The sequence below is a fragment of the Streptomyces sp. NPDC097129 genome (assembly GCF_055668065.1).
The window spans coordinates 17,562-38,371 of the sequence record NZ_JBVOQE010000022.1 but is presented as its reverse complement, the minus strand read 5'-3'; the positions used below and the strand labels follow the sequence as shown (position 1 = coordinate 38,371).

At 72.1% G+C, this 20,810-nt stretch carries 17 protein-coding genes, 3 tRNA genes and 1 pseudogene; 10 read left to right on the top strand and 11 right to left on the bottom strand.

All coding sequences use genetic code 11. The features are described 5' to 3' along the window. Positions 1 to 165: 165 nt before the first annotated feature. Both AC0B9F_RS36340 and AC0B9F_RS36335 read left to right on the top strand, forming a co-directional pair. Positions 166 to 1,272: a Leu/Phe/Val dehydrogenase gene (locus tag AC0B9F_RS36340; protein WP_472009864.1), complete on the top strand. Its 1,107-nt coding sequence runs from the start codon at positions 166 to 168 to the stop codon at positions 1,270 to 1,272. Between the two features lie 314 nt (positions 1,273 to 1,586). Next, on the top strand, positions 1,587 to 1,844 hold the full coding sequence (locus tag AC0B9F_RS36335; RefSeq protein ID WP_472009862.1) for a DUF3073 domain-containing protein: 258 nt from the start codon (positions 1,587 to 1,589) through the stop codon (positions 1,842 to 1,844). 153 nt (positions 1,845 to 1,997) lie between these two features. Here AC0B9F_RS36335 and purM read toward each other — a convergent pair whose 3' ends face one another. The 7 genes from purM to purS form a co-directional block, all read right to left on the bottom strand. Then, positions 1,998 to 3,062, bottom strand: coding sequence for a phosphoribosylformylglycinamidine cyclo-ligase (gene purM / locus AC0B9F_RS36330; RefSeq protein ID WP_472009860.1), 1,065 nt, complete (start codon positions 3,060 to 3,062; stop codon positions 1,998 to 2,000). Between the two features lie 43 nt (positions 3,063 to 3,105). Continuing rightward, entirely contained in the window at positions 3,106 to 4,635 is a 1,530-nt protein-coding gene (purF, locus tag AC0B9F_RS36325) for an amidophosphoribosyltransferase (RefSeq protein ID WP_472009858.1), read from the bottom strand. A 61-nt stretch (positions 4,636 to 4,696) separates the two neighbouring features. Then, positions 4,697 to 5,164 (bottom strand): META domain-containing protein, encoded by a 468-nt coding sequence (locus AC0B9F_RS36320; protein WP_472009857.1) that lies wholly within the window; start codon positions 5,162 to 5,164, stop codon positions 4,697 to 4,699. A gap of 47 nt (positions 5,165 to 5,211) precedes the next feature. Next, positions 5,212 to 6,009, bottom strand: a complete 798-nt coding sequence (locus AC0B9F_RS36315) for a maleylpyruvate isomerase family mycothiol-dependent enzyme (RefSeq protein ID WP_472009855.1) — start codon at positions 6,007 to 6,009, stop codon at positions 5,212 to 5,214. A gap of 127 nt (positions 6,010 to 6,136) precedes the next feature. Next, the gene (gene purL, locus AC0B9F_RS36310) at positions 6,137 to 8,395 is read right to left on the bottom strand and encodes a phosphoribosylformylglycinamidine synthase subunit PurL (protein ID WP_472009853.1); all 2,259 of its coding nucleotides are present in this window, start codon (positions 8,393 to 8,395) and stop codon (positions 6,137 to 6,139) included. Beyond that, positions 8,392 to 9,072 (bottom strand): phosphoribosylformylglycinamidine synthase subunit PurQ, encoded by a 681-nt coding sequence (gene purQ / locus AC0B9F_RS36305; protein WP_363268251.1) that lies wholly within the window; start codon positions 9,070 to 9,072, stop codon positions 8,392 to 8,394. Before purQ ends, purL begins: the two co-directional genes overlap by 4 nt. Continuing rightward, entirely contained in the window at positions 9,069 to 9,332 is a 264-nt protein-coding gene (gene purS / locus AC0B9F_RS36300) for a phosphoribosylformylglycinamidine synthase subunit PurS (RefSeq protein ID WP_103783996.1), read from the bottom strand. Before purS ends, purQ begins: the two co-directional genes overlap by 4 nt. 309 nt (positions 9,333 to 9,641) lie before the next feature. On the opposite strand from purS, the gene AC0B9F_RS36295 reads away from it, so the two are divergent. The 8 genes and pseudogenes from AC0B9F_RS36295 (at position 9,642) to AC0B9F_RS36260 (ending at position 14,460) form a co-directional block, all read left to right on the top strand. After that, a complete protein-coding gene (locus AC0B9F_RS36295) occupies positions 9,642 to 9,959 on the top strand; it encodes a histone-like nucleoid-structuring protein Lsr2 (RefSeq protein WP_361636330.1) in 318 nt (105 codons plus the stop codon). A gap of 412 nt (positions 9,960 to 10,371) precedes the next feature. Further along, positions 10,372 to 10,443 (top strand) — tRNA-Gly (locus tag AC0B9F_RS36290). Between the two features lie 80 nt (positions 10,444 to 10,523). Continuing rightward, a tRNA-Gly gene (locus AC0B9F_RS36285) sits at positions 10,524 to 10,596 on the top strand. A 131-nt stretch (positions 10,597 to 10,727) separates the two neighbouring features. Next, positions 10,728 to 11,677, top strand: a pseudogene (locus tag AC0B9F_RS36280) (ABC transporter ATP-binding protein). After that, positions 11,674 to 12,453, top strand: a complete 780-nt coding sequence (locus AC0B9F_RS36275; RefSeq protein ID WP_472009851.1) for an ABC transporter permease — start codon at positions 11,674 to 11,676, stop codon at positions 12,451 to 12,453. The pseudogene AC0B9F_RS36280 and the gene AC0B9F_RS36275 overlap by 4 nt, the downstream one beginning before the upstream one ends. A 31-nt stretch (positions 12,454 to 12,484) precedes the next feature. Next, positions 12,485 to 13,759: a histidine kinase gene (locus AC0B9F_RS36270; RefSeq protein WP_472009849.1), complete on the top strand. Its 1,275-nt coding sequence runs from the start codon at positions 12,485 to 12,487 to the stop codon at positions 13,757 to 13,759. Continuing rightward, complete coding sequence (locus AC0B9F_RS36265; protein ID WP_472009847.1) at positions 13,756 to 14,364, top strand: response regulator; 609 nt, start codon at positions 13,756 to 13,758, stop codon at positions 14,362 to 14,364. The genes AC0B9F_RS36270 and AC0B9F_RS36265 overlap by 4 nt, the downstream gene beginning before the upstream one ends. 23 nt (positions 14,365 to 14,387) lie before the next feature. After that, positions 14,388 to 14,460, top strand: a tRNA-Gly gene (locus tag AC0B9F_RS36260). Positions 14,461 to 14,599: 139 nt separating this feature from the next. Here AC0B9F_RS36260 and AC0B9F_RS36255 read toward each other — a convergent pair. From AC0B9F_RS36255 to purD, 4 genes are all read right to left on the bottom strand, one after another. After that, on the bottom strand, positions 14,600 to 15,499 hold the full coding sequence (locus AC0B9F_RS36255; protein ID WP_472009845.1) for a phosphoribosylaminoimidazolesuccinocarboxamide synthase: 900 nt from the start codon (positions 15,497 to 15,499) through the stop codon (positions 14,600 to 14,602). Between the two features lie 105 nt (positions 15,500 to 15,604). Beyond that, positions 15,605 to 17,107, bottom strand: a complete 1,503-nt coding sequence (locus AC0B9F_RS36250; RefSeq protein WP_472009843.1) for a N,N-dimethylformamidase beta subunit family domain-containing protein — start codon at positions 17,105 to 17,107, stop codon at positions 15,605 to 15,607. 233 nt (positions 17,108 to 17,340) lie between these two features. Continuing rightward, positions 17,341 to 19,221, bottom strand: a complete 1,881-nt coding sequence (locus AC0B9F_RS36245) for a hypothetical protein (RefSeq protein ID WP_472009906.1) — start codon at positions 19,219 to 19,221, stop codon at positions 17,341 to 17,343. A 292-nt stretch (positions 19,222 to 19,513) separates the two neighbouring features. Next, positions 19,514 to 20,767, bottom strand: a complete 1,254-nt coding sequence (gene purD, locus AC0B9F_RS36240; protein ID WP_472009841.1) for a phosphoribosylamine--glycine ligase — start codon at positions 20,765 to 20,767, stop codon at positions 19,514 to 19,516. Positions 20,768 to 20,810 lie beyond the last annotated feature (43 nt).

The window sequence follows — 20,810 nt, the reverse complement described above, 5'->3', positions numbered from 1 at the left end:
GTCGCACGGCCGCGCACGCGCGTACGTGCCCGTACTCCCTGAGAAGGTGATCTGGGGCACTGCGCGGTGCATGGCCGGTGACAGGCTCTACCCTCATGCCACGGGGCCCCGCCACCCCCATGGAGCCCCGCGTCACTCGCCGCTACTTACTCAGGAGTCACCACCGTGACCGATGTAACCGGCGCACCTGTCGGTGTACTGCACACCCTGTTCCACTCGGAGCAGGGCGGCCATGAGCAGGTCGTGCTCTGCCAGGACCGCGCGAGCGGCCTGAAGGCCGTCATCGCCCTCCACTCCACCGCGCTGGGCCCCGCCCTCGGCGGCACGCGCTTCTACCCGTACGCCACCGAGGAGGAGGCCGTCGCCGACGCCCTCAACCTCGCGCGCGGGATGTCGTACAAGAACGCCATGGCCGGGCTGGACCACGGCGGCGGCAAGGCCGTGATCATCGGCGACCCGGAGCGGGACAAGACCGAGGAGCTGCTGCTCGCCTACGGCCGTATGGTCGCCTCGCTCGGCGGCCGGTACGTCACCGCCTGCGATGTCGGCACCTACGTCGCCGACATGGACGTCGTGGCCCGCGAGTGCCGCTGGACCACCGGCCGCTCCCCGGAGAACGGCGGCGCCGGCGACTCCTCGGTGCTCACCGCCTTCGGCGTCTACCAGGGCATGCGGGCCTCCGCGCAGCACCTGTGGGGCGACCCGTCGCTGCGCGGCCGCAGGGTCGGCGTCGCCGGTGTCGGCAAGGTGGGCCACCACCTGGTCGAGCATCTGCGCGCGGAGGGCGCCGAGGTCGTCGTCACCGACGTGCGCGAGGCCGCCGTACGCCGCATCCTCGACCGGTACACCGAGGGCGTCACCGCCGTCGCGGACACCGAGGCGCTGGTGCGGACCGAGGGCCTGGACATCTACGCCCCCTGCGCGCTCGGCGGGGCGCTGAACGACGACACCGTGCCGGTGCTGACCGCGCGGGTCGTCTGCGGCGCCGCGAACAACCAGCTCGCCCACCCGGGGGTGGAGAAGGACCTCGCCGACCGCGGGATCCTCTACGCGCCGGACTACGTGGTGAACGCGGGCGGCGTCATCCAGGTCGCCGACGAGCTGCACGGCTTCGACTTCGAGCGGTGCAAGGCGAAGGCGGCGAAGATCTTCGACACCACGCTGGCCATATTCGCTCGTGCGAAGGAAGACGGCATTCCGCCGGCCGCGGCGGCCGACCGGATCGCCGAGCAGCGGATGGCCGACGCGGCCGCGGCCAGGCGCGGACGCTGACGTTCCGCACCGCCGGCGCCACCCGGCGCGCAGGCGGGCACGCGGTACCTGCCGGTGGAGACTTCGAGAGAACTCTCACTTCCACCGGCGGGTCGTCCTCGGATAAGTGGTTAAAATCGCCATTGACCAGCGAGGACAGGGCGCCTCGGTGGTCCTGTGCACACGCGCGTGCTGCGGGCGACGTACCGTATGGGCGCGGGCTCAGGTACCGTGGAAGCCCTACGGACCGGCCTCTCCGCGGAGAGTCCGTGCCGGAACATGAACGCGTGTCAGACTCTGGGGCCGTCGAGCCCCGTCGTTGAGGGGGTCGAGCCATGGGGCGCGGCCGGGCCAAGGCCAAGCAGACGAAGGTCGCCCGCCAGCTGAAGTACAACAGCGGTGGGACTGACCTCACACGCCTGGCCGAGGAGCTGGGCGCATCGACGTCGAATCAGTCACCGAACGGTGACCGCTTCGAGGACGATGAGCACGACGACGACGATCTGTACTCCCGCTACGCCGACCTCTATGACGAGGACGACGACGAGGAGGACGAGGACGGCCCGTCCTCACAGCACCGTCGCGGCGCATAAGGCTGCGCGGCATTCGCCGTTTCACCCGGTCCGGGGCTCAGCTCCGGACCGGGTTTCGTGCTGCCGTGCGGGCGCCGTCACCTGACGGATCCGGGCTTCCCGCCCCGTACGGACCCCGCGCTCAGCGAGCGGCGGGGCCGTAGGGGCCGGACGTCACGCGTAGTCGCCGACCAGTTCCGCGCCGGTGGTGTGCTCGCCGCGGCCGGTGATCTCGCCGGCGACCCAGGCCTCCACGTCGCGGTCGGCCAGCGTGGCCAGGGCCACGTCCACCGACTCCTGCGGGACGATCGCCATCATGCCGACGCCCATGTTCAGCGTCTTCTCCAGCTCCAGCCGCTCCACCTTGCCGGTGCGGCCGACGAGGTCGAAGACCGGGTCGGGCGTCCAGGTGGAGCGGTCGACCACGGCGTGCAGCGTGTCCGGGATCACCCGGGCGAGGTTCGCGGCGAGGCCGCCGCCGGTGATGTGGCTGTAGGCGTGCACCTCGGCCGTGCGGGTGAGCGCCAGGCAGTCCAGCGAGTAGATCTTGGTGGGCTCCAGCAGCTCCTCGCCGAGGGTGCGGCCGAGCTCCTCGATCCGGGCGTCCAGGGACAGACCGGCCTGGTTCAGCAGGACGTGCCGCACCAGCGAGTACCCGTTCGAGTGAAGCCCGGAGGACGCCATGGCGATGACGGCGTCACCCGTGCGGATGCGATCCGGCCCGAGCAGCCGGTCGGCCTCCACGACGCCCGTACCGGCGCCCGCGACGTCGAAGTCGTCCGCGCCCAGCAGTCCGGGGTGTTCGGCCGTCTCGCCGCCCACCAGGGCGCAGCCGGCCAGCACGCAGCCCTCCGCGATGCCCTTGACGATCGCGGCGACCCGCTCCGGGTGGACCTTGCCGACGCAGATGTAGTCGGTCATGAACAGCGGCTCGGCGCCGCACACCACGATGTCGTCCATGACCATGGCGACCAGGTCGTGGCCGATGGTGTCGTAGACGCCCATCTGGCGGGCGATGTCGACCTTCGTGCCCACGCCGTCGGTGGCGGAGGCGAGCAGCGGCCGCTCGTAGCGCTTGAGGGCGGAGGCGTCGAAGAGCCCGGCGAAGCCGCCGAGGCCGCCGAGGACCTCGGGGCGCTGCGTCTTCTTCACCCATTCCTTCATCAGCTCGACGGCGCGGTCGCCCGCTTCGATGTCGACGCCCGCGCTCGCGTAGCTGGCACCAGCAGTCTCAGACATGACCTTGAGAACTTTCGTGTCGTACCGCGTGAAACAGCGGGAATTACGGGCGGCGGATCGCGTCGGTCGCCGCTGTGGCCGCGGGACCGGCGGCCAGCTCGGTCTCCAGCAGCTGCTTGCCGAGCAGCTCCGGGTCGGGCAGCTCCATCGGGTACTCGCCGTCGAAGCAGGCGCGGCACAGGTTCGGCTTGGCGATGGTGGTCGCCTCGATCATGCCGTCGATGGAGATGTACGCCAGCGAGTCGGCGCCCAGGGACGTGCCGATCTCGTCGATGGTCATGCCGTTGGCGATGAGCTCCGCGCGCGTGGCGAAGTCGATGCCGAAGAAGCAGGGCCACTTCACGGGCGGCGAGGAGATCCGGATGTGGACCTCGGCGGCGCCGGCCTCGCGGAGCATGCGCACCAGGGCGCGCTGGGTGTTGCCGCGGACGATCGAGTCGTCGACGACGACCAGCCGCTTGCCCTTGATGACTTCCTTGAGCGGGTTCAGCTTCAGGCGGATGCCGAGCTGGCGGATGGTCTGCGAGGGCTGGATGAAGGTCCGGCCCACGTAGGCGTTCTTGACCAGGCCGGCGCCGAACGGGATGCCGGAGGCCTCCGCGTAGCCGATGGCGGCCGGAGTGCCGGACTCCGGCGTCGCTATCACCAGGTCGGCCTCGGCCGGGGCCTCCTTGGCGAGGCGGCGGCCCATCTCCACGCGGGAGAGGTACACGTTCCGGCCGGCGATGTCGGTGTCCGGGCGGGCCAGGTAGACGTACTCGAAGACACAGCCCTTGGGCTTTGCTTCCGCGAATCGGGAGGAGCGCAGGCCGTTCTCGTCGACGGCGATGAACTCGCCCGGCTCGATCTCGCGGACGTAGCTGGCGCCGCAGATGTCGAGGGCGGCGGACTCGGAGGCGACCACCCAGCCGCGCTCCAGACGGCCGAGGACCAGCGGGCGGATGCCCTGCGGGTCACGGCCGGCGTAGAGGGTGTGCTCGTCCATGAAGACGAGCGAGAAGGCGCCCTGCACCTTCGGGAGGACGACGTGCGCCGCCTCCTCGATGGTCAGCGGCTTGCCGTCCTCGTCGACCTGGGCGGCCAGCAGGGCCGTCAGCAGGTCGGTGTCGTTGGTGGCCGCGACCCGGGTGGAGCGGCTGTTGTTGTCACTCGGCAGGTCGGCGACCATCTCCGCGAGCTGCGCGGTGTTGACCAGGTTGCCGTTGTGGCCGAGCGCGATCGAGCCGTGCGCGGTGGCACGGAAGGTCGGCTGGGCGTTCTCCCACACGGAGGCCCCGGTGGTCGAGTAGCGGGCGTGTCCGACCGCGATATGACCCTGGAGCGAACCGAGCGAGGTCTCGTCGAAGACCTGGGAGACCAGGCCCATGTCCTTGAAGACGAGGATCTGGGAGCCGTTGCTGACCGCGATTCCCGCGGATTCCTGACCCCGGTGCTGGAGGGCGTAGAGCCCGAAGTACGTGAGCTTTGCGACCTCTTCACCGGGAGCCCAGACGCCGAAGACGCCGCAAGCGTCCTGGGGGCCTTTTTCGCCGGGAAGCAGATCGTGATTGAGTCGACCGTCACCACGTGGCACGTTCCCGAGTGTAGGCGAGATCGACCACTGGTCCGAATTGGGGATACGCGGACCCTACGGATCACTGCCGTGCCACGGCTTGGATGATCGTTCCGTTTGCGCAGGTCAGGGTGAGGATTCCGGGCTCGACGCGGTACGTGAGCGTGCTGTTGAAGACGCCGAGCAGGGTCCGCTCGGTGCGCATGAGTGAGGCGTCGCACATCATCCGGGTCGTGAGGGGCGACCCGAGGGTGATATGCCCGTCGCGCACGGTGGCGGTGGCGCTGAAATGGTTGCACCCGAGACGGCCGCCGGCCTTACCGGTCCTGGCGTCGAAACTCAGGTACGCGGTGCTGCCGGGGTGCTGGGTGCTGCCGTGCGCGGTGATGCTCTCGATGCGCCACTCGGTGCCGGTGACGGACGGCCCGGGGCTGACGGTGCCGCTGCCGGCCTGCCCCGCTCCCGCGTGTTCGCTGCCGCAGGCCACCGTGACCAGGGGGACGAGCAGGGCGGCGGCCAGGAGGGTCAGGCGCTGCTTGTACCTGTCCATGCCGGTGGGACGGGACTGCGGAGCGGCCGGTTCCGCAGTGCGCGGGTTCAGGCCGACAGGGGCAGCAGCCCGCTCAGGTCGGACCGCTCCCCGCTCGCGCTGACCTTCGCGTCGGCGACGGCGTCCTTCCACGCCAGCCGCCCGGTCGCGAGCCGGATCCAGGTGAGCGGGTCCGTCTCGACCACGTTGGGCGGGGTGCCCCGGGTGTGCCGGGGCCCCTCGACGCACTGCACGACGGCGTACGGCGGGATCCGCACCTCGGTCGCCCCGCCGGGCGCCTTCGCGGCGAGGGCGTCGGCGAGCAGCCGGGTGCACGCGGCGAGCGCCTGCCGGTCGAAGGGCACGTCGAGGCCCGGGACGGCCGCGTTCAGGTCGTCGGTGTGGACGATCAGCTCGACGGTACGGGTGACGAGGTAGGCGTCGAGCGTCAGCGGGCCGGCGCTGGTGTCCAGCAGCCGGGTGCCGGGGTGGGCGGCGAGGCCGGCGCTGAAGCGCTCCTCGGTGGCCGCGAGGTAGGCGTCGAGGTCCGGGTGCTCCTCGGCGAGCCGGCGCGCGTACCCGGCGATGCCGGGCGCCTCGGCCGCGATCGCGGACGGCCAGTCGAGCAGCGCCCCCTGCGGGCCGGCCGGCGCCGGGAGGCCGAGCAGCCGGGTGGCCGCGCCCAGGGTCATGCCGAGGTGCGCGACCAGCTCGCGCACGGTCCACTCGCCGAGCCGGGTGGGCAGCGCGAGCTGCTCGGGGGTCAGCGTGCGCACCGCCACGCGCACATGCCCGAACTGGGCGTGAACGGCGGTGCGGATCTTGGCCGGGTCATAGGTCCGGGCGCGCTTCTTCACCGGGGGCATGACGGCGAGCCTATGCCGTGACGGCGTACCGGCTCGGGCCGGACGTCCACCGCCCGTTCCCGTGGACCCAACGGAAAGGCCCCGCCCGTTCGCAACGGGCGGGGCCTTCCTCGTCGTACGACCGGTGTTACTTCAGCAGCGCCGGGATCGTGTCCTCGTGGGCCCGGCGCAGGTCCTCCAGGGACAGCTCGAACTCGCCCTGGAGCTCGATGGTGTCGCCGTCCACGACGCCGACGCGGGTGGCCGGCAGGCCGCGGGCACCGCACATGTCGTTGAAGCGGACCTCCTCCGAACGCGGCACCGCGACGATCGCGCGGCCCGCCGACTCGGAGAAGAGGAAGGTGAACGCGTCCAGACCGTCCGGGACGATCAGCCGGGCGCCCTTCTCCCCGAGCAGCGCCGACTCGACCACGGCCTGGATCAGACCGCCGTCGGACAGGTCGTGCGCGGAGTCGATCATGCCGTCGCGGGAGGCGGAGATCAGGATCTCGGCGAGCAGGCGCTCGCGCTCCAGGTCCACCTTGGGCGGCAGCCCGCCGAGGTGGTCGTGGATCACCTGCGACCAGGCCGAACCGCCGAACTCCTCACGCGTGTCGCCGAGCAGGTAGAGGAGCTGGCCCTCTTCCTGGAACGCGACCGGCGTACGGCGGGCGACGTCGTCGATCACGCCGAGGACCGCCACGACCGGGGTCGGGTGGATGGCGGCCTCGCCGGTCTGGTTGTACAGCGAGACGTTGCCGCCGGTCACCGGCGTGCCGAGCTGCCGGCAGCCGTCGGCCAGACCGCGCACGGCCTCCGCGAACTGCCACATGACCGCCGGGTCCTCGGGCGAGCCGAAGTTCAGGCAGTCCGAGACGGCGAGGGGCTTGGCGCCCGTCGTCGCCACGTTGCGGTAGGCCTCGGCGAGGGCCAGCTGCGCGCCCGTGTACGGGTCGAGCTTGGCGTAGCGGCCGTTGCCGTCGGTGGCGATGGCCACGCCGAGGCCGGTCTCCTCGTCGATGCGGATCATGCCGGAGTCCTCGGGCTGGGCGAGGACGGTGTTGCCCTGCACGAAGTGGTCGTACTGGGACGTGATCCACTTCTTCGACGCCTGGTTCGGGGAGGCGACGAGCTTCAGGACCTGGTCCTTCAGCTCCGCGGAAGTCCCCGGGCGCGGCAGCTTGTTCGCGTCGTCGGCCTGCAGCTCGTCCTGCCAGGACGGGCGGGCGTACGGGCGCTCGTAGGTCGGGCCCTCGTGGGCGACCGTGCGCGGGTCGACGTCGACGATCTTCTCGCCGTGCCAGAAGATCTCCAGACGGTCGCCGTCGGTCACCTCGCCGATGACGGTGGCGATGACGTCCCACTTCTCGCAGATCTCGAGGAAGCGGCCGACCTTGGCCGGCTCGACGACCGCGCACATGCGTTCCTGCGACTCGCTCATGAGGATCTCCTCGGGCGAGAGCGTGGAGTCACGCAGGGGTACGTCGTCGAGGGTGACGCGCATGCCGCCGGAGCCGTTGGACGCCAGCTCGGACGTGGCGCAGGACAGGCCCGCCGCGCCGAGGTCCTGGATGCCGACGACCAGCTTCTCCTTGAACGCCTCCAGGGTGCACTCGATGAGGAGCTTCTCCTGGAAGGGGTCACCGACCTGCACCGCGGGGCGCTTGGACGGCTTGGCGTCGTCGAAGGTCTCCGAGGCGAGGATCGACGCGCCGCCGATGCCGTCGCCGCCGGTGCGGGCGCCGTACAGGATGACCATGTTGCCCGCGCCGGACGCCTTGGCCAGGTGGATGTCCTCGTGCCGCATGACGCCGATGGCACCGGCGTTGACCAGCGGGTTGCCCTGGTAGCAGGCGTCGAAGACGACCTCGCCGCCGATGTTGGGCAGGCCGAGGCAGTTGCCGTAGCCGCCGATGCCGGCGACGACGCCCGGCAGGACGCGCTTGGTGTCGGGGTGGTCGGCCGCGCCGAAGCGCAGCGGGTCCACGACCGCGACCGGGCGGGCGCCCATCGCGATGATGTCGCGGACGATGCCGCCGACGCCGGTCGCGGCGCCCTGGTAGGGCTCGACGTACGACGGGTGGTTGTGCGACTCGACCTTGAAGGTGACCGCGTAGCCCTGGCCGACGTCGACGACACCGGCGTTCTCGCCGATGCCGACCAGCAGGGCGTCGTTCTCGGGGGCCTTCTCGCCGAACTGGCGGAGGTGGACCTTGGAGGACTTGTACGAGCAGTGCTCGGACCACATGACCGAGTACATGGCGAGCTCGGCGCCGGTGGGCCGGCGGCCGAGGATCTCGACCACACGCTCGTACTCGTCCTTCTTCAGGCCGAGTTCGGCCCAGGGCAGCTCGACGTCGGGGGTCGCGGCCGCGTGCTCGACCGTGTCCAGAGGCGTCCGGCTCATGCGTTGACCAGCTTCTTGAGGATCGAGGTGAAGAACGGCAGGCCGTCGGTACGGCCCGTACCGATCAGCGGCTCGACGGCGTGCTCGGGGTGCGGCATCAGGCCGACGACGTTGCCCGCCTCGTTGGTGATGCCGGCGATGTCCCGCAGGGAGCCGTTCGGATTGAAGTCCACGTAACGGAAGGCGACGCGGCCCTCCGCCTCGAGCTTGTCGAGGGTGTACTCGTCGGCGACGTACCGGCCGTCCATGTTCTTCAGCGGGATGTGGATCTCCTGACCGGCGCTGTAGTCGCTGGTCCAGGAGGTCTCCGCGTTCTCCACCCGCAGCTTCTGGTCGCGGCAGATGAAGTGCAGGTGGTCGTTGCCGAGCATCGCGCCGGGGAGGAGGTGGGCCTCGGTGAGGATCTGGAAGCCGTTGCAGATGCCGAGGACCGGCAGGCCGGCCTTCGCCTGCTCGATGACGGTGTCCATCACCGGCGAGAAGCGGGCGATCGCACCGGCGCGCAGGTAGTCGCCGTAGGAGAAGCCACCGCACAGCACCACGGCGTCGACCTGGTGGAGGTCCTTGTCCTTGTGCCACAGGGCGACGGGTTCGGCGCCCGCGAGGCGGATCGCGCGCTGCGTGTCCCGGTCGTCGAGAGAACCCGGGAAAGTGACGACGCCGATACGAGCGGTCACTTCGCCGCCTCCGCGACTTCCTCGACCTTGACGGTGAAGTCCTCGATCACGGTGTTGGCGAGGAAGGACTCCGCAAGATCGTGAATGCGGGCGAGGGCGGCCTCGTCGACCGGGCCCTCCACTTCCAGTTCGAATCGCTTTCCCTGGCGGACGTCCGAGATCCCCTCGAATCCCAGGCGCGGCAGCGCACGCTGGACCGCCTGGCCCTGGGGGTCGAGGATCTCCGGCTTGAGCATGACGTCGACTACGACGCGTGCCACTGGCACTCCCGGTGTGTGGTGCTGAGCAGGTTCCTTCAGACTACCCGTACAAAATTTCTACGCGGGTAGAGTTGTAGGAAACTACGTGACCCTCATCACGATCCGGTAGCGGGCGGGTACGCTCGCGAAAAGTTCTGGGAAAGATCCCCGATCGCCTCGCGATGCCTATTGCACCGGGACACGCGGGGCGATTTAGTCGGGCTTCACTTTCCAATGGCACGCCCTGTACAAATGAAATGCCAATAACCGATACTCGGCACGTCATCGCAGATGAGCTGTATCAAGGTGCCGCAGAAGGGACCGATATTCGTGGCGCAGAAGGTCGTGGTCACGCTCTTTGACGACATGGACGGCTCGGAAGCGGCGGAAACGGTCGCCTTCGGACTCGACGGCAAGTCGTACGAGATCGACCTGAACGAAACCAACGCCAAGAAACTGCGCAAGGCGCTCGCGCCCTACGTGGAGGCCGGCCGCAAGCGCTCGCGGTCCGGCAAGGCGTACCAGCAGACCGAGGTCGCCCCCGACCCGGCGGCCGTCCGGGCCTGGGCGCAGGCCAACAAGATGGACGTCCCGGCCCGCGGCCGGATCCCGAAGAAGGTCTACGAGGCGTTCGCCGCGGCCCGCTGAACGCCACCCGGCGCGGAGCTGCCGGACCTGCGGGGGGGGCCGCCCGGCGCGGATCTGCGGTGGACCCCCGTCGCGGACCTGCCGGACCTGCGGTGGGCCGCCCGGCGCGGATCTGCGGTGGGCCGGCCGGCGCGGGGCTTCGGGGGTGGGGGGCACTCGCTCACGCGCCCGCAGCCGTGACGGCGGCGCGGGCAGTGGGTCGGGGGGCAGCGGTCGGCGGGGCAGCGGGCCGGCGGTGCCCCGCTGCTTCAGGCGGGCTTCGGCGTGGGCGCCGGGGGGTCGGCGCATCGCGCTGCCCGACGCCCGGTCAGCCTCCCCCGGGCGAAGCCGACTTGCGCTGCACCCCTCCCGGTCGGCTAAAGTCTGAGCACGCCGCGGGGCAAAGCCGAAAGGCCCAGCTCATACCGGCCGTGCGGGTGTAGTTCAGTAGTAGAACATCCCCCTTCCAGGGGGAAGGCGCAGTGTGCGATTCCTGTCACCCGCTCTGTACCGCCGTCATGACCACACTTGTGGATCGGGTAGGCTGGTGCACGCACCGATCGGTGGGAGCCGGTCGGCCGCAATGCGGACGTAGCTCAGTTGGTAGAGCGCAACCTTGCCAAGGTTGAGGTCGCGAGTTCGAGCCTCGTCGTCCGCTCGGGAATGAGACCCCAGTCCTCTTCGGACCGGGGTCTTCTTCGTGTTTCCCGTCCCCCTTCTGACATTTGTCATGAGCAGTGATGACAGCGCGCACTGCCGGACGCTTAGGCGTGCCGGGACGCTGAAGTCATGGACACGAACGAACACGTGATTGAGGTCACCGACCTCCGGCGTGTGTACGGGGGCGGCTTCCAGGCGGTAGGCGGATCACGTTTCACGTGAAACGCGGGGAGGTCTTCGCCCTGCTCGGCACGAACGGCGCCGGCAAGACGTCCACCGTCGAACTGCTGGAGGGGCTCGCCCGGCCCTCCGGCGGCCAGGTACGCATCCTCGGCCACGATCCCTGCACCGAACGCGACGCCGTACGGCCGCGCACCGGCGTGATGCTCCAGGAGGGCGGCTTCCCGTCCGAGCTGACCGTGGCCGAGACGGCACGCATGTGGGCGGGATGTGTGAGCGGGGCCCGGCCCGTGGACGAGGCGCTGACGCTGGTCGGACTGACCGGGCGGGCCTCGGTGCGGGTGAAGCAGCTCTCCGGCGGCGAACGGCGCCGGCTCGACCTGGCGCTCGCGCTGCTCGGCCGTCCCGAGGTGCTGTTCCTGGACGAGCCGACGACCGGTCTGGACGCCGAGGGCCGCCGGGACACCTGGGACCTGGTCCGGGCGCTGCGCGCCACCGGCACCACGGTCCTGCTGACCACGCATTACCTGGAGGAGGCCGAGGACCTCGCCGACCGGCTGGCGATCCTGCACGAGGGGCGCATCGCGGCCGCCGGCACCCCCGCCGAGGTGACCGCGGCGCAACCGTCGCGGATCACCTTCGAACTGCCCGAGGGGTACGTCCTCGGCGATCTGCCGTCGCTGCCCGCTCTGGGTGTGTGCGGACACGAGGTGGACGGCCGGGTCGTCCGGCTGCGCACGCACGAGCTGCAGCGCACGGCCACCGAGCTTCTGGTGTGGGCGCGGGGAGCGCGGGTGGAGCTGCGCAGGCTGGATGTGCGGTCGGCCTCCCTGGAGGAGGCGTTCCTGGGGATCGCACGGGAGGCGGCCGGATCGAGGACCGAGGAGTACGCGGCATGAGCAGTACGACGACGACTTCCCCCGCGGGCCGGATGGCGGCACTGGCGCGGGCCGAGCTGACGCTGCTCGGGCGGAGCAAGGGCGTGATCGTCACGGCCGTTTTCGTGCCGCTGGTGATGCCGTTCACCGCCCAGTCGACGGTCAAGGACATGGACCTCAAGGGCGCCGGCCTGAACGTGGGACTCGCGGTGCTGCCGGCCGCCATCGGCTTCTCCCTGCTGTTCGCGGTGTACTCCGGGCTGGTCGGCGTCCTCGCATCCCGGCGGGAGGAACTGGTGCTCAAACGGCTGCGCACCGGCGAGCTGCGGGACGCGGAGATCCTCGCCGGTGCGTCACTGCCGGCCGTCCTGACCGGGCTGGTGCAGTCGCTGGTGCTGGTGGCGGCCTGCACGGCCCTGCTCCATGTGGACGCGCCCAGGGCGCCGTATCTGGCCGTCCTGGGGCTGCTGGCCGGGCTGGTGCTGTGCGCCGCGCTCGCCGCGCTCACCGCGAGCTTCTCGCGGTCGGTGGAGAGCGCCCAGGTGACCTCGCTGCCGCTGATCCTGGTGTCCATGGCCGGCTCCGGGATGGTGGTCCCGCTGGAGCTGTTCCCGGACCGGGTGGCCTCGGTGTGCGAACTGCTGCCGCTGAGCCCGGTGATGACCCTGATCCGCGGCGGCTGGACCGGTGGACTCTCGGCGCCCGAGGCACTGGGCGCCGCCGCGACCGCACTGGCCTGGATCGTCGTCGCGGTGTTTGCTGTACGCCGGTGGTTCCGGTGGGAGCCGCGGCGCTGACCACGCCGGGCGAGGAACAGGGGAGGACGCGGTGCTGGGCCGTATACGGGGATGGCAGCGGCGCCACTGGCGGGAGCGGAGCAAGGCCGAACGGGTCGAGCTGCAGTCTCTGGTGAGCTGGTACATCAGCATCTGGGCGTTCACCGCGTGCTGGCTCGTCCTCCCTCTCACCGGCGATCTGCGCCATGACACCGTCTCCCTGGTCCTGGGCGGGCTGCTGACCCTGGTCGGCGCGGCGCAGTGCCTGTGGGGCAACCTGCTCACCCGGCCCGCACTCGATCACTACCTGGGGCGTCGTGCCCTGCCGGGGCGGCGGCTGATCGGCCCGGCCGTGCTGCTGGGGCTGGGCGTGGCGCTCATCGAGGCCCTTGTGGGCATGGGCTCCGTCCCGCCGTTCGTCGGCCGGCTGCTGCTGGGCGCCGTCCTGACGGCGTTCGGGCTCGTGTACGCGCTCTGGGCGTCACCACGGGTGTTCCTGCTGCGCGGCGCCGCGCTCGGGGTGGTCTGCATGACCGCGTCGGCCCTCACGGGAGGCGACGGCGCCGGGGTCCTGCTGGACGGCTGCCTGGTCGCCTTCAGCCTCCTGTTCTCCCTGGCCGCCTGCCGCTGCGGCGCCTGGACGCTGTCCGTGCTGTGGGAGGCCGAGCGGTCCCGGGACATCGAGGCCCGCCTCGCCGTCGCGGAGGAACGGCTGCGGTTCGGGCGGGACCTGCACGACGTGATGGGGCGCAACCTCGCGGTGATCGCGCTGAAGAGCGAGCTGGCGGTGCAGCTGGCACGGCGGGGCCGGCCGGAGGCCGTGGAGCAGATGATCGAGGTCCAGCGGATCGCGCAGGAGTCGCAGCGCGAGGTGCGGGAGGTCGTCCGCGGCTACCGGGAGGCCGATCTAGGGGTGGAACTGGCCGGTGCGCACGGTGTGTTGGCGGCGGCCGGGATCGCGTGCGAGGTGTCGGGCGAGGTCGGCGCGCTGCCGGCCGGGGTGCAGTCGGCGCTCGGCTGGGTGGTGCGCGAGGCGACGACGAACGTACTGCGGCACGGGGACGCCGGGCGGTGCGCGGTGGCCGTGGAGGTGACGGAGGGGCGTGTGGTGCTGACGGTGGAGAACGACGGCGCGGGCGCGGTGCACGGCGGCGCGGGCGGTTCGGGGCTCGCCGGGCTGCGGGAGCGGCTGGCCGAGGTCGACGGGACGCTGGCGGCCGGACCGGTCGACGGCGGCCTGTTCCGGGTGGTGGCCGAGGTGCCGCTGGCGTCCATTGCGACGCCCGGGGCCTCGGCGCCGGCCGCGGCCGAGGGGGTCACGGCGTGAGTGTGCGGGTGCTGCTCGCGGACGACGAGCACCTCATCCGGGGCGCGCTGGCCGCGCTGCTCGCGCTGGAGGACGATCTGGTCGTGGTCGCGGAGGCGGCGAGCGGGCCGGAGGCGCTGGCGATGGCGCTGGCCCACGAGCCCGATGTGGCGGTGCTCGATCTGCAGATGCCGGGGGCCGACGGTGTGAAGGTCGCCACATCCCTGCGCACCGAACTGCCGGACTGCCGGGTCCTGATCGTCACCAGTCACGGCCGGCCAGGGCATCTGAAAAGAGGCCTCGCTGCCGGGGTGCGCGGCTTCGTGCCGAAGACGGTGAGCGCACGGCGGCTCGCCGAGATCATCCGTACCGTGCACGCCGGAAACCGCTATGTGGACCCCGAGTTGGCGGCCGACGCGATCTCCTCCGGGGACTCGCCGCTGACCGCGCGCGAGGCCGAGGTGCTCGAACTCGCCGCCGATGGGGCGCCCGTCACGGAGATCGCCGGGCGGGCCGCGCTGTCGCCCGGAACCGTGCGGAACTACCTCTCCTCCGCCGTGACGAAACTGGGGGCGGAGAACCGGCATGCGGCAGTGCGTCTCGCACGCGAGCGAGGTTGGGTATAGTTGCTCTCGCGTCACGGCGCAGTGCGGACGTAGCTCAGTTGGTAGAGCGCAACCTTGCCAAGGTTGAGGTCGCGAGTTCGAGCCTCGTCGTCCGCTCGGGAATGAGACCCCGGTCCTCTTCGGACCGGGGTCTTCTTCGTGTTTCCCGCTCCGGCCCTCGGGTTTCCGCCGTCGGCCCCTCCCGGCCCCCGGCCGGCCCGGCCCTCCCCGGCTTCCGCCGGGGAGGGGACGCGCGTCAGCTCCAGGGCACGCCGGTGAGGCGCTCGTACGCCTCGACGTACTTGGCGCGGGTGGCCTCGACCACCGGCCCGGGCAGCTCCGGCGGCGGCTGCTCGCTCGCGCGGTCCCAGCCGGACTCCGCCGAGGTGAGCCAGTTGCGCACGAACTGCTTGTCGTACGACGGCTGCGTACGGCCCGGCTGCCACTGGTCGGCCGGCCAGAAGCGGGAGGAGTCCGGGGTGAGCACCTCGTCGGCGAGGACCAGCTGCTCACCCTCGAAGCCGAACTCGAACTTGGTGTCGGCGAGGATGATCCCGCGGTCACGGGCGATGTCGCGGGCCCGGGCGTAGACGGCGAGGGTGGCCTGACGCAGCTGCGCGGCGGTCTCGGCGCCGACCTGGCGGGCGACCTCCTCGTAGGAGACGTTCTCGTCATGCTCGCCCACCTCGGCCTTGGTGGCCGGGGTGAAGATCGGGGCGGGCAGTTCCGAGCCGTCGACCAGGCCCTCGGGCAGGGCGAGGCCGCACACCGTGCGGGAGGCGTTGTACTCGACGAGGCCCGAGCCGGTGAGGTAGCCGCGGGCCACGCACTCCACCGGGACCATCCTCAGCGACTTGCACACCAGGGTGCGGCCGCGCCAGTCGGCGGGGGCGCCGTCGGGCAGCTCGGTGCTGAGCACATGGTTGGGGACCAGGTCGGCGAGCTGGTCGAACCACCACAGGGAGAGCTGGGTGAGGATGCGGCCCTTGTCGGGGATCTCCGTGGGCAGCACCCAGTCGTAGGCGGACATGCGGTCGCTGGCGACCATCACGAGGTCGCCCGCCTCGTTCTGGTACAGCTCGCGCACCTTGCCGGTGTGCAGATGCACCAGGCCCGGCACCTGAAGGGGCTCGGGCTTTTCTACGAATCCGGACACGGTTCCTCCCCGTGGGTCTGTCCAATGGCTTGATTGTCCCGTATGGGGGACGCGCCCTGGACGCCGGGTCGGCGGGAGAGGCCCCGGCGAACCCCCCGGGGCCGCTCAGTCCCGTTTGCAGATGCGGTCGAGGAGGTTCGCCGTGGCGCGCTGGACGCGCGCGTCCACATGGCCGGGGCGGTCCAGGGCCGGGGACCAGGCGAAGGTGCCGGAGGCGAACACCCAGGCGCCGGAGGGGGCCCGGTAGAGGGACGTCTCCTGGTGGCGCAGGACGCCCTCGCTGTCGGCGTACGGGGAGTGGGCCAGCAGGATGCGCTCCTCGTGCTCGGGCAGCGCGGTGCGCGGGAAGTAGCGGTCGGCCTCTCCGGCGACCAGACCGTCCACGGCGTCGCCCTCATGCGCTCCGGTCGCCTCCCACAGCCAGTGGTCGGCGTTGCGGACGATCAGCGGGTGGGGCTCCGGGACCCGGCCGGCGTACTGGATGCCGACCAACTGCTGCTCGGGGCGGTCGACCTCCCGCCACAGCACGGGCCTGCCGGGGCCCTTGCGCTTGCGGCAGGTCAGCAGGCGGTCGGGGACGCCGGACGGGGACGGGCCGAGCTCCACCTGCCAGTACATGGTGTTGGCGGACAGGAACACCAGGGAGGTGCCGTGGTCGCGGGCCCGCTCGACGGCCCGGCGCATCGGGACGGACCAGTACTCGTCGTGGCCCGGGAAGACCAGGCCCCGGTAGCGCGCCGGGTCGACGCGGCCGGCGTGCAGGTCGCGGGCGTCGGCGTAGGCGAGGTCGTATCCGTAGCGCTCGGCCCAGCGGATGAAGTCGTAGGCGTGCCCCACGTGCAGCGGCAGGCCGGCGCCGGCGTACGGGCGGTCGAAGGACACGGTGGTCGCCGCGTCCGCCTCGCCGAGCAGCCGGCCCTCCTCGTCCCACGCGTGGTACAGGCTGGCGCCGGTGTGCCCGTCCTCCGGGTAGAGGTTGTACGCCTGCCACGTCACGTCCGGCAGGAGCAGCAGCAGATCGGCGGTCCGGTCGTCGCGCACGGTGAACGGAACGTGCGAGCGGTACCGGCCGTCGCCCGTGGTGAGCACCGCCACGTACGCGCCCACGCTCCAGAACGACGGGATCTGCAGCCGCCAGGACAGCCACCAGTGGTGGCAGGAGACCGTGCGGTCCGCGGCGAGCGGGGGCGGCTGGACGATGCCGGACAGCCGGGGGCTGGTGGTGATCTTGGCGGCGCCGTCACCGCCGTAGTGGCCGATGCGGTAGACGTCGACGAAGAACTCCTGGGGCGGGTCGACCGTGACGTGGAAGTCGATCGCCTCGCCCGGGGCGGCGGCGCCGGTGGAGGCGAAGCCCTTGATCTGGCGGTGCACGTCGTCGGCGGAGCGCAGGTCGTGCCGCTCGGCGCGGGGGGCGGGGACGCGGGCGGCCCCCTTGCGGGTGCTCTGCGGGGGGACCGGGTCGACGTACCAGGGGACGACGTGACCGGTGTCGTCGAAGTACGTCTCGCTGCCGCGCAGCCAGGGGACGGGGCCCTGACCGAAAGGGTCCGTCACGGCGTGCGCCAGCGCTCCCGACTCCCAGCGGCGCATCTGCTCCGACCCCATGGCCGTTCCCCTCCCTCACGCCCCCGTACGCGCCTGACGTCGTGCTCGTTCACCTGTCTTATGTCGCACGCGCTTGCCATGTGCGTGACCGGTCCCAGCACATCACATTACGCACGCATGCTGTCACTATTCGTTGTGAATTGGCCGAAAGTGGAATGGGGTGCTCCGGCTGCTGAGCCGTCGGCGGCCGGCGCGTGTGTCGGAGACCCGGACGGGCCCGACCCGGGGTGCGGTCAGACGAGCCGCAAAGGCTTCTCGGGGCGTATGCCGGTCGCGGTGAGCCACTCCCGCAGCGGGGAGGCGTCGCCGTCCTCTATCAGGCTCAGCACTCTCGGCGTGAGGTCGGTGGCGCGTTCGCCGTTGATCAGGAGGCTGGGGCCGTCGAGCCAGTCCAGGCCGGGGGCCGCGCCGGCGGTGTCGACGGCCGCGCAGCACACCGTCGCCGTGACGTGGTCGGTGAGGATCTCCCGCGGTGTGCGCGGAGGCTGGAGCGGGAACAGCGGGAGCGCCGCGTCGGCCCACAGGGCGGCCGGGGCGTGCTCCGCGGAGCCCACGAGGGTGCCCGGGGCGGCGGTCTCCTCGTCGGCCAGCTCCGCACTCAGGCTCGCGGCGAGCGCCGCACTGCGGGGGTGCGTCAGGTCGTCACCGTCGGGGACGACCGGGTCGGCCGGGTCGGACAGCTCGGCCGGCGCGCCCAGCTCGGCCGGGTCGGCCGGCTCGACCGCGTCCGGATGAGGGTCCGCGTGCGGCGGCAGCTGGGCTGCGCCGGTGCCGGGCGGGGTGTGGCCGGCCCCGGCGCTTCGGTGCGCGGGGGCGGTGGCCGGGGGCCGGGCGGACAGGTGGTCGAGGACGCGGGCGAGCGTGGGGCCGGCCGGGTCGGGCGCGGCGCCGTCGGCGGGACGGCGCACGCCCAGGGTGTCCAGGACGCGGTGCAGACGGGCGGCGTCGGTGCGCCACTTGCGGTCGACGACCTCCTCCGGATACGCCTGCCAGTCCACCGGCGACCAGTCCGGACCCGGCGCGGCGGGGCCGCCGTGGAAGAGCCGGGCGGCCAGCAGCGAGGCGGCCTCGTCCACCAGACCGGGCTCCTCCAGCAGATCGCAGGCGGGGCGCTCGCCGAGCCGGGAGGTGAAGCCCTCCGCCAGCCGGTCGCGCCGGGACAGCTCGGTGAGCGCGGCCACCACACCGGCGTCCAGCCGGGCCGGCCAGCGGCCCATCCGCCATGCGGGCAGCGCGACCCGGGTGAGCAGACGGTCCCAGCCCGCGTAGGCGAGGCCGACCTGCTCCTGGGCAACGATCCTGAGGCCGTAGTCCACGGCCTGGGCCCGCTCGGCGGCCGCCGCGGCGACCCCGCGCTCCATCTCCGCCGCGTGCCCGCGGCAGCTGCGCAGCAGCAGGCGCGACACCCAGCCGACGAGCGCGCACGGAACCTTGAGGAGCCGGCACCGGCCCGGCGTGGCGGCGACGGCCACCGCCGCGTCGAGTCCCCGCACGAAGCGCCGGGCGGCGGCTACGTCGGGGTGCGCCGCGGGCCCCGCACCGGCGACGACCGGGGCGAGCAGGGCGCGCAGCTCGCCGACCCGCATCCACCACAGGAACGGCGACCCGATGACCAGGACGGTGCCGGGAGCGCGCCGGTGGGGCAGAGGCTTTCCCGCCCCGGCGAGGTCGTCGCGGTCCGCCGGGCCCGCGGCGGGCGCGGGCGGGCCGTGCGGCGGGTGGGTGCGCTCCTCCAGCCAGCTGTCGCAGTCCGGGGTGAGCGCTATGGCCGAGGGCGCCGGGACGTTCAGGCGGTCGGCAAGGTCGCGCACCAGCCGGTACAGGTCCGGCGCGCTGTCCTCGGCGATCGGCACGGTCGGGCTGACGGCGGGGTGGGCGCGGGTGACCACCAGGGCGATGCCGGCGGCGGCGAGCAGCACGAGCAGCGCCGGCACCGAGACCACCCAGCGGGTGATGTCCCAGCCGGGCCCCGCGAGATGCCCAGTGGCACCGCCGGCCAGGAGGATCACCGCGACGGCCGCGGGCAGCAGGGCCACCGCGGTCGCCCGGCTGCGGATCCGCAGCACGGCCAGGGCCCGGGCCCGCGCGGCCTGCGCTCCTGCCTCCACACCCATACCGGTCACGACCGGACCTCACCCCCTGACTGTCGCCGTGGCTTCCTGGACTTGCTCACTCCCCCACTGTGGCACCCGCCACTGACATCGCAATGCCGGTGGGCCAAGTGCCGGAACCATTGCGCCGCACCCTAGTTGGGGGCCCGCCTCACGTCAGCAGATAAGCCCATCGGTCACTCGATGGAATGGCTTTGGTCAGAGCTGGGTGACGGACAGCAAAGATCAGGCCCCGGATTCCATGAGGGAGTCCGGGGCCTGAACATGCCTGGTGAGAGCGGTGGTGCGAGCGGCGTTACGCCTCTGCCGCCGCCTTCGCCGCGATGTCCGTGCGGTGCTGGGAGCCGTCGAGCCCGATCCGGCCGACGGCGGCGTACGCCCGCTCGCGGGCCTCCGCGAGGTCCTTGCCGGTGGCCGTGACCGACAGCACCCGGCCGCCGGCGCTGACCACGCTGCCGCCGTCCCGCTTGGTGCCCGCGTGCAGGACGTAGGCGTGCGGGGCGTCCTGCACGGCCACCTCGTCGAGCCCGGTGATCGGGTCACCGGTGCGCGGGGTGCCGGGGTAGTTGTGGGAGGCGACGACCACGGTGACCGCGGCGTCGTCGCTCCAGCGCAGCGGCGCCAGGTCGGCGAGCGTGCCGGTGGCGGCGGCCATCAGGATCCCGGCGAGCGGCGTCCGCAGCCGGGCCAGGACCACCTGCGTCTCGGGGTCGCCGAACCGGGCGTTGAACTCGATGACCCGCACCCCACGGCCGGTGATGGCCAGACCGGCGTACAGCAGCCCGGAGAACGGGGTGCCGCGGCGGCGCATCTCGTCGACGGTGGGCTGCAGGACCGTCTGCATCACCTCGTCCACGAGCTTGGGGTCGGCCCAGGGCAGCGGGGAGTACGCGCCCATGCCGCCGGTGTTCGGGCCCTCGTCGCCGTCCAGCGCGCGCTTGAAGTCCTGGGCGGGCTGGAGCGGGACGACGGTCCGGCCGTCGGTGATGGCGAAGAGGGAGACCTCGGGACCGTCCAGGTACTCCTCGATGACCACCCGGTCACAGGCCGCGGCGTGCTGGACGGCGGTCTGGAGGTCGTCGGTGACGACGACGCCCTTGCCGGCGGCGAGCCCGTCGTCCTTGACGACATAGGGGGCGCCGAAGGCGTCGAGGGCCTCGGCGACCTCGTCGGGGGTCGTACAGACGTAGGACCGCGCGGTGGGAACGCCGGCGCCCGCCATCACGTCCTTGGCGAAGGCCTTGGAGCCCTCGAGCTGCGCGGCCTCCCCGGAGGGACCGAAGACCGGGATGCCGGCCGCGCGTACGGCGTCGGCGACGCCCGCGACCAGCGGAGCCTCCGGGCCGACGACGACCAGGTCGGCGCCCAGCTCACCGGCCAGCGCGCTCACGGCGGCGCCGTCCAGGGCGTCCACCTGGTGCAGTTCGGCGACCTCGGCGATGCCGGCGTTGCCGGGAGCGCAGTGCAGCGCGGTCACGGCGGGGTCGAGGGACAGGGAGCGGCACAGGGCGTGTTCGCGGGCGCCGCCGCCGATGACGAGGACCTTCACGGGGTCAGCCTAACGGCAGGCGGCGCGCCGGCCTTGTGCGGGC

Coding starts and splice junctions, on each gene's coding strand:
- AC0B9F_RS36335 (WP_472009862.1), top strand. CDS start 1,587: ATGGGGCGCGGCCGGGCCAAGGCCAAGCAGACGAAGGTCGCCCGCCAG.
- purM (WP_472009860.1), bottom strand. CDS start 3,062: ATGTCTGAGACTGCTGGTGCCAGCTACGCGAGCGCGGGCGTCGACATC.
- AC0B9F_RS36320 (WP_472009857.1), bottom strand. CDS start 5,164: ATGGACAGGTACAAGCAGCGCCTGACCCTCCTGGCCGCCGCCCTGCTC.
- AC0B9F_RS36315 (WP_472009855.1), bottom strand. CDS start 6,009: ATGCCCCCGGTGAAGAAGCGCGCCCGGACCTATGACCCGGCCAAGATC.
- purL (WP_472009853.1), bottom strand. CDS start 8,395: ATGAGCCGGACGCCTCTGGACACGGTCGAGCACGCGGCCGCGACCCCC.
- AC0B9F_RS36275 (WP_472009851.1), top strand. CDS start 11,674: ATGAGCAGTACGACGACGACTTCCCCCGCGGGCCGGATGGCGGCACTG.
- AC0B9F_RS36250 (WP_472009843.1), bottom strand. CDS start 17,107: ATGGGGTCGGAGCAGATGCGCCGCTGGGAGTCGGGAGCGCTGGCGCAC.
- AC0B9F_RS36245 (WP_472009906.1), bottom strand. CDS start 19,221: ATGGGTGTGGAGGCAGGAGCGCAGGCCGCGCGGGCCCGGGCCCTGGCC.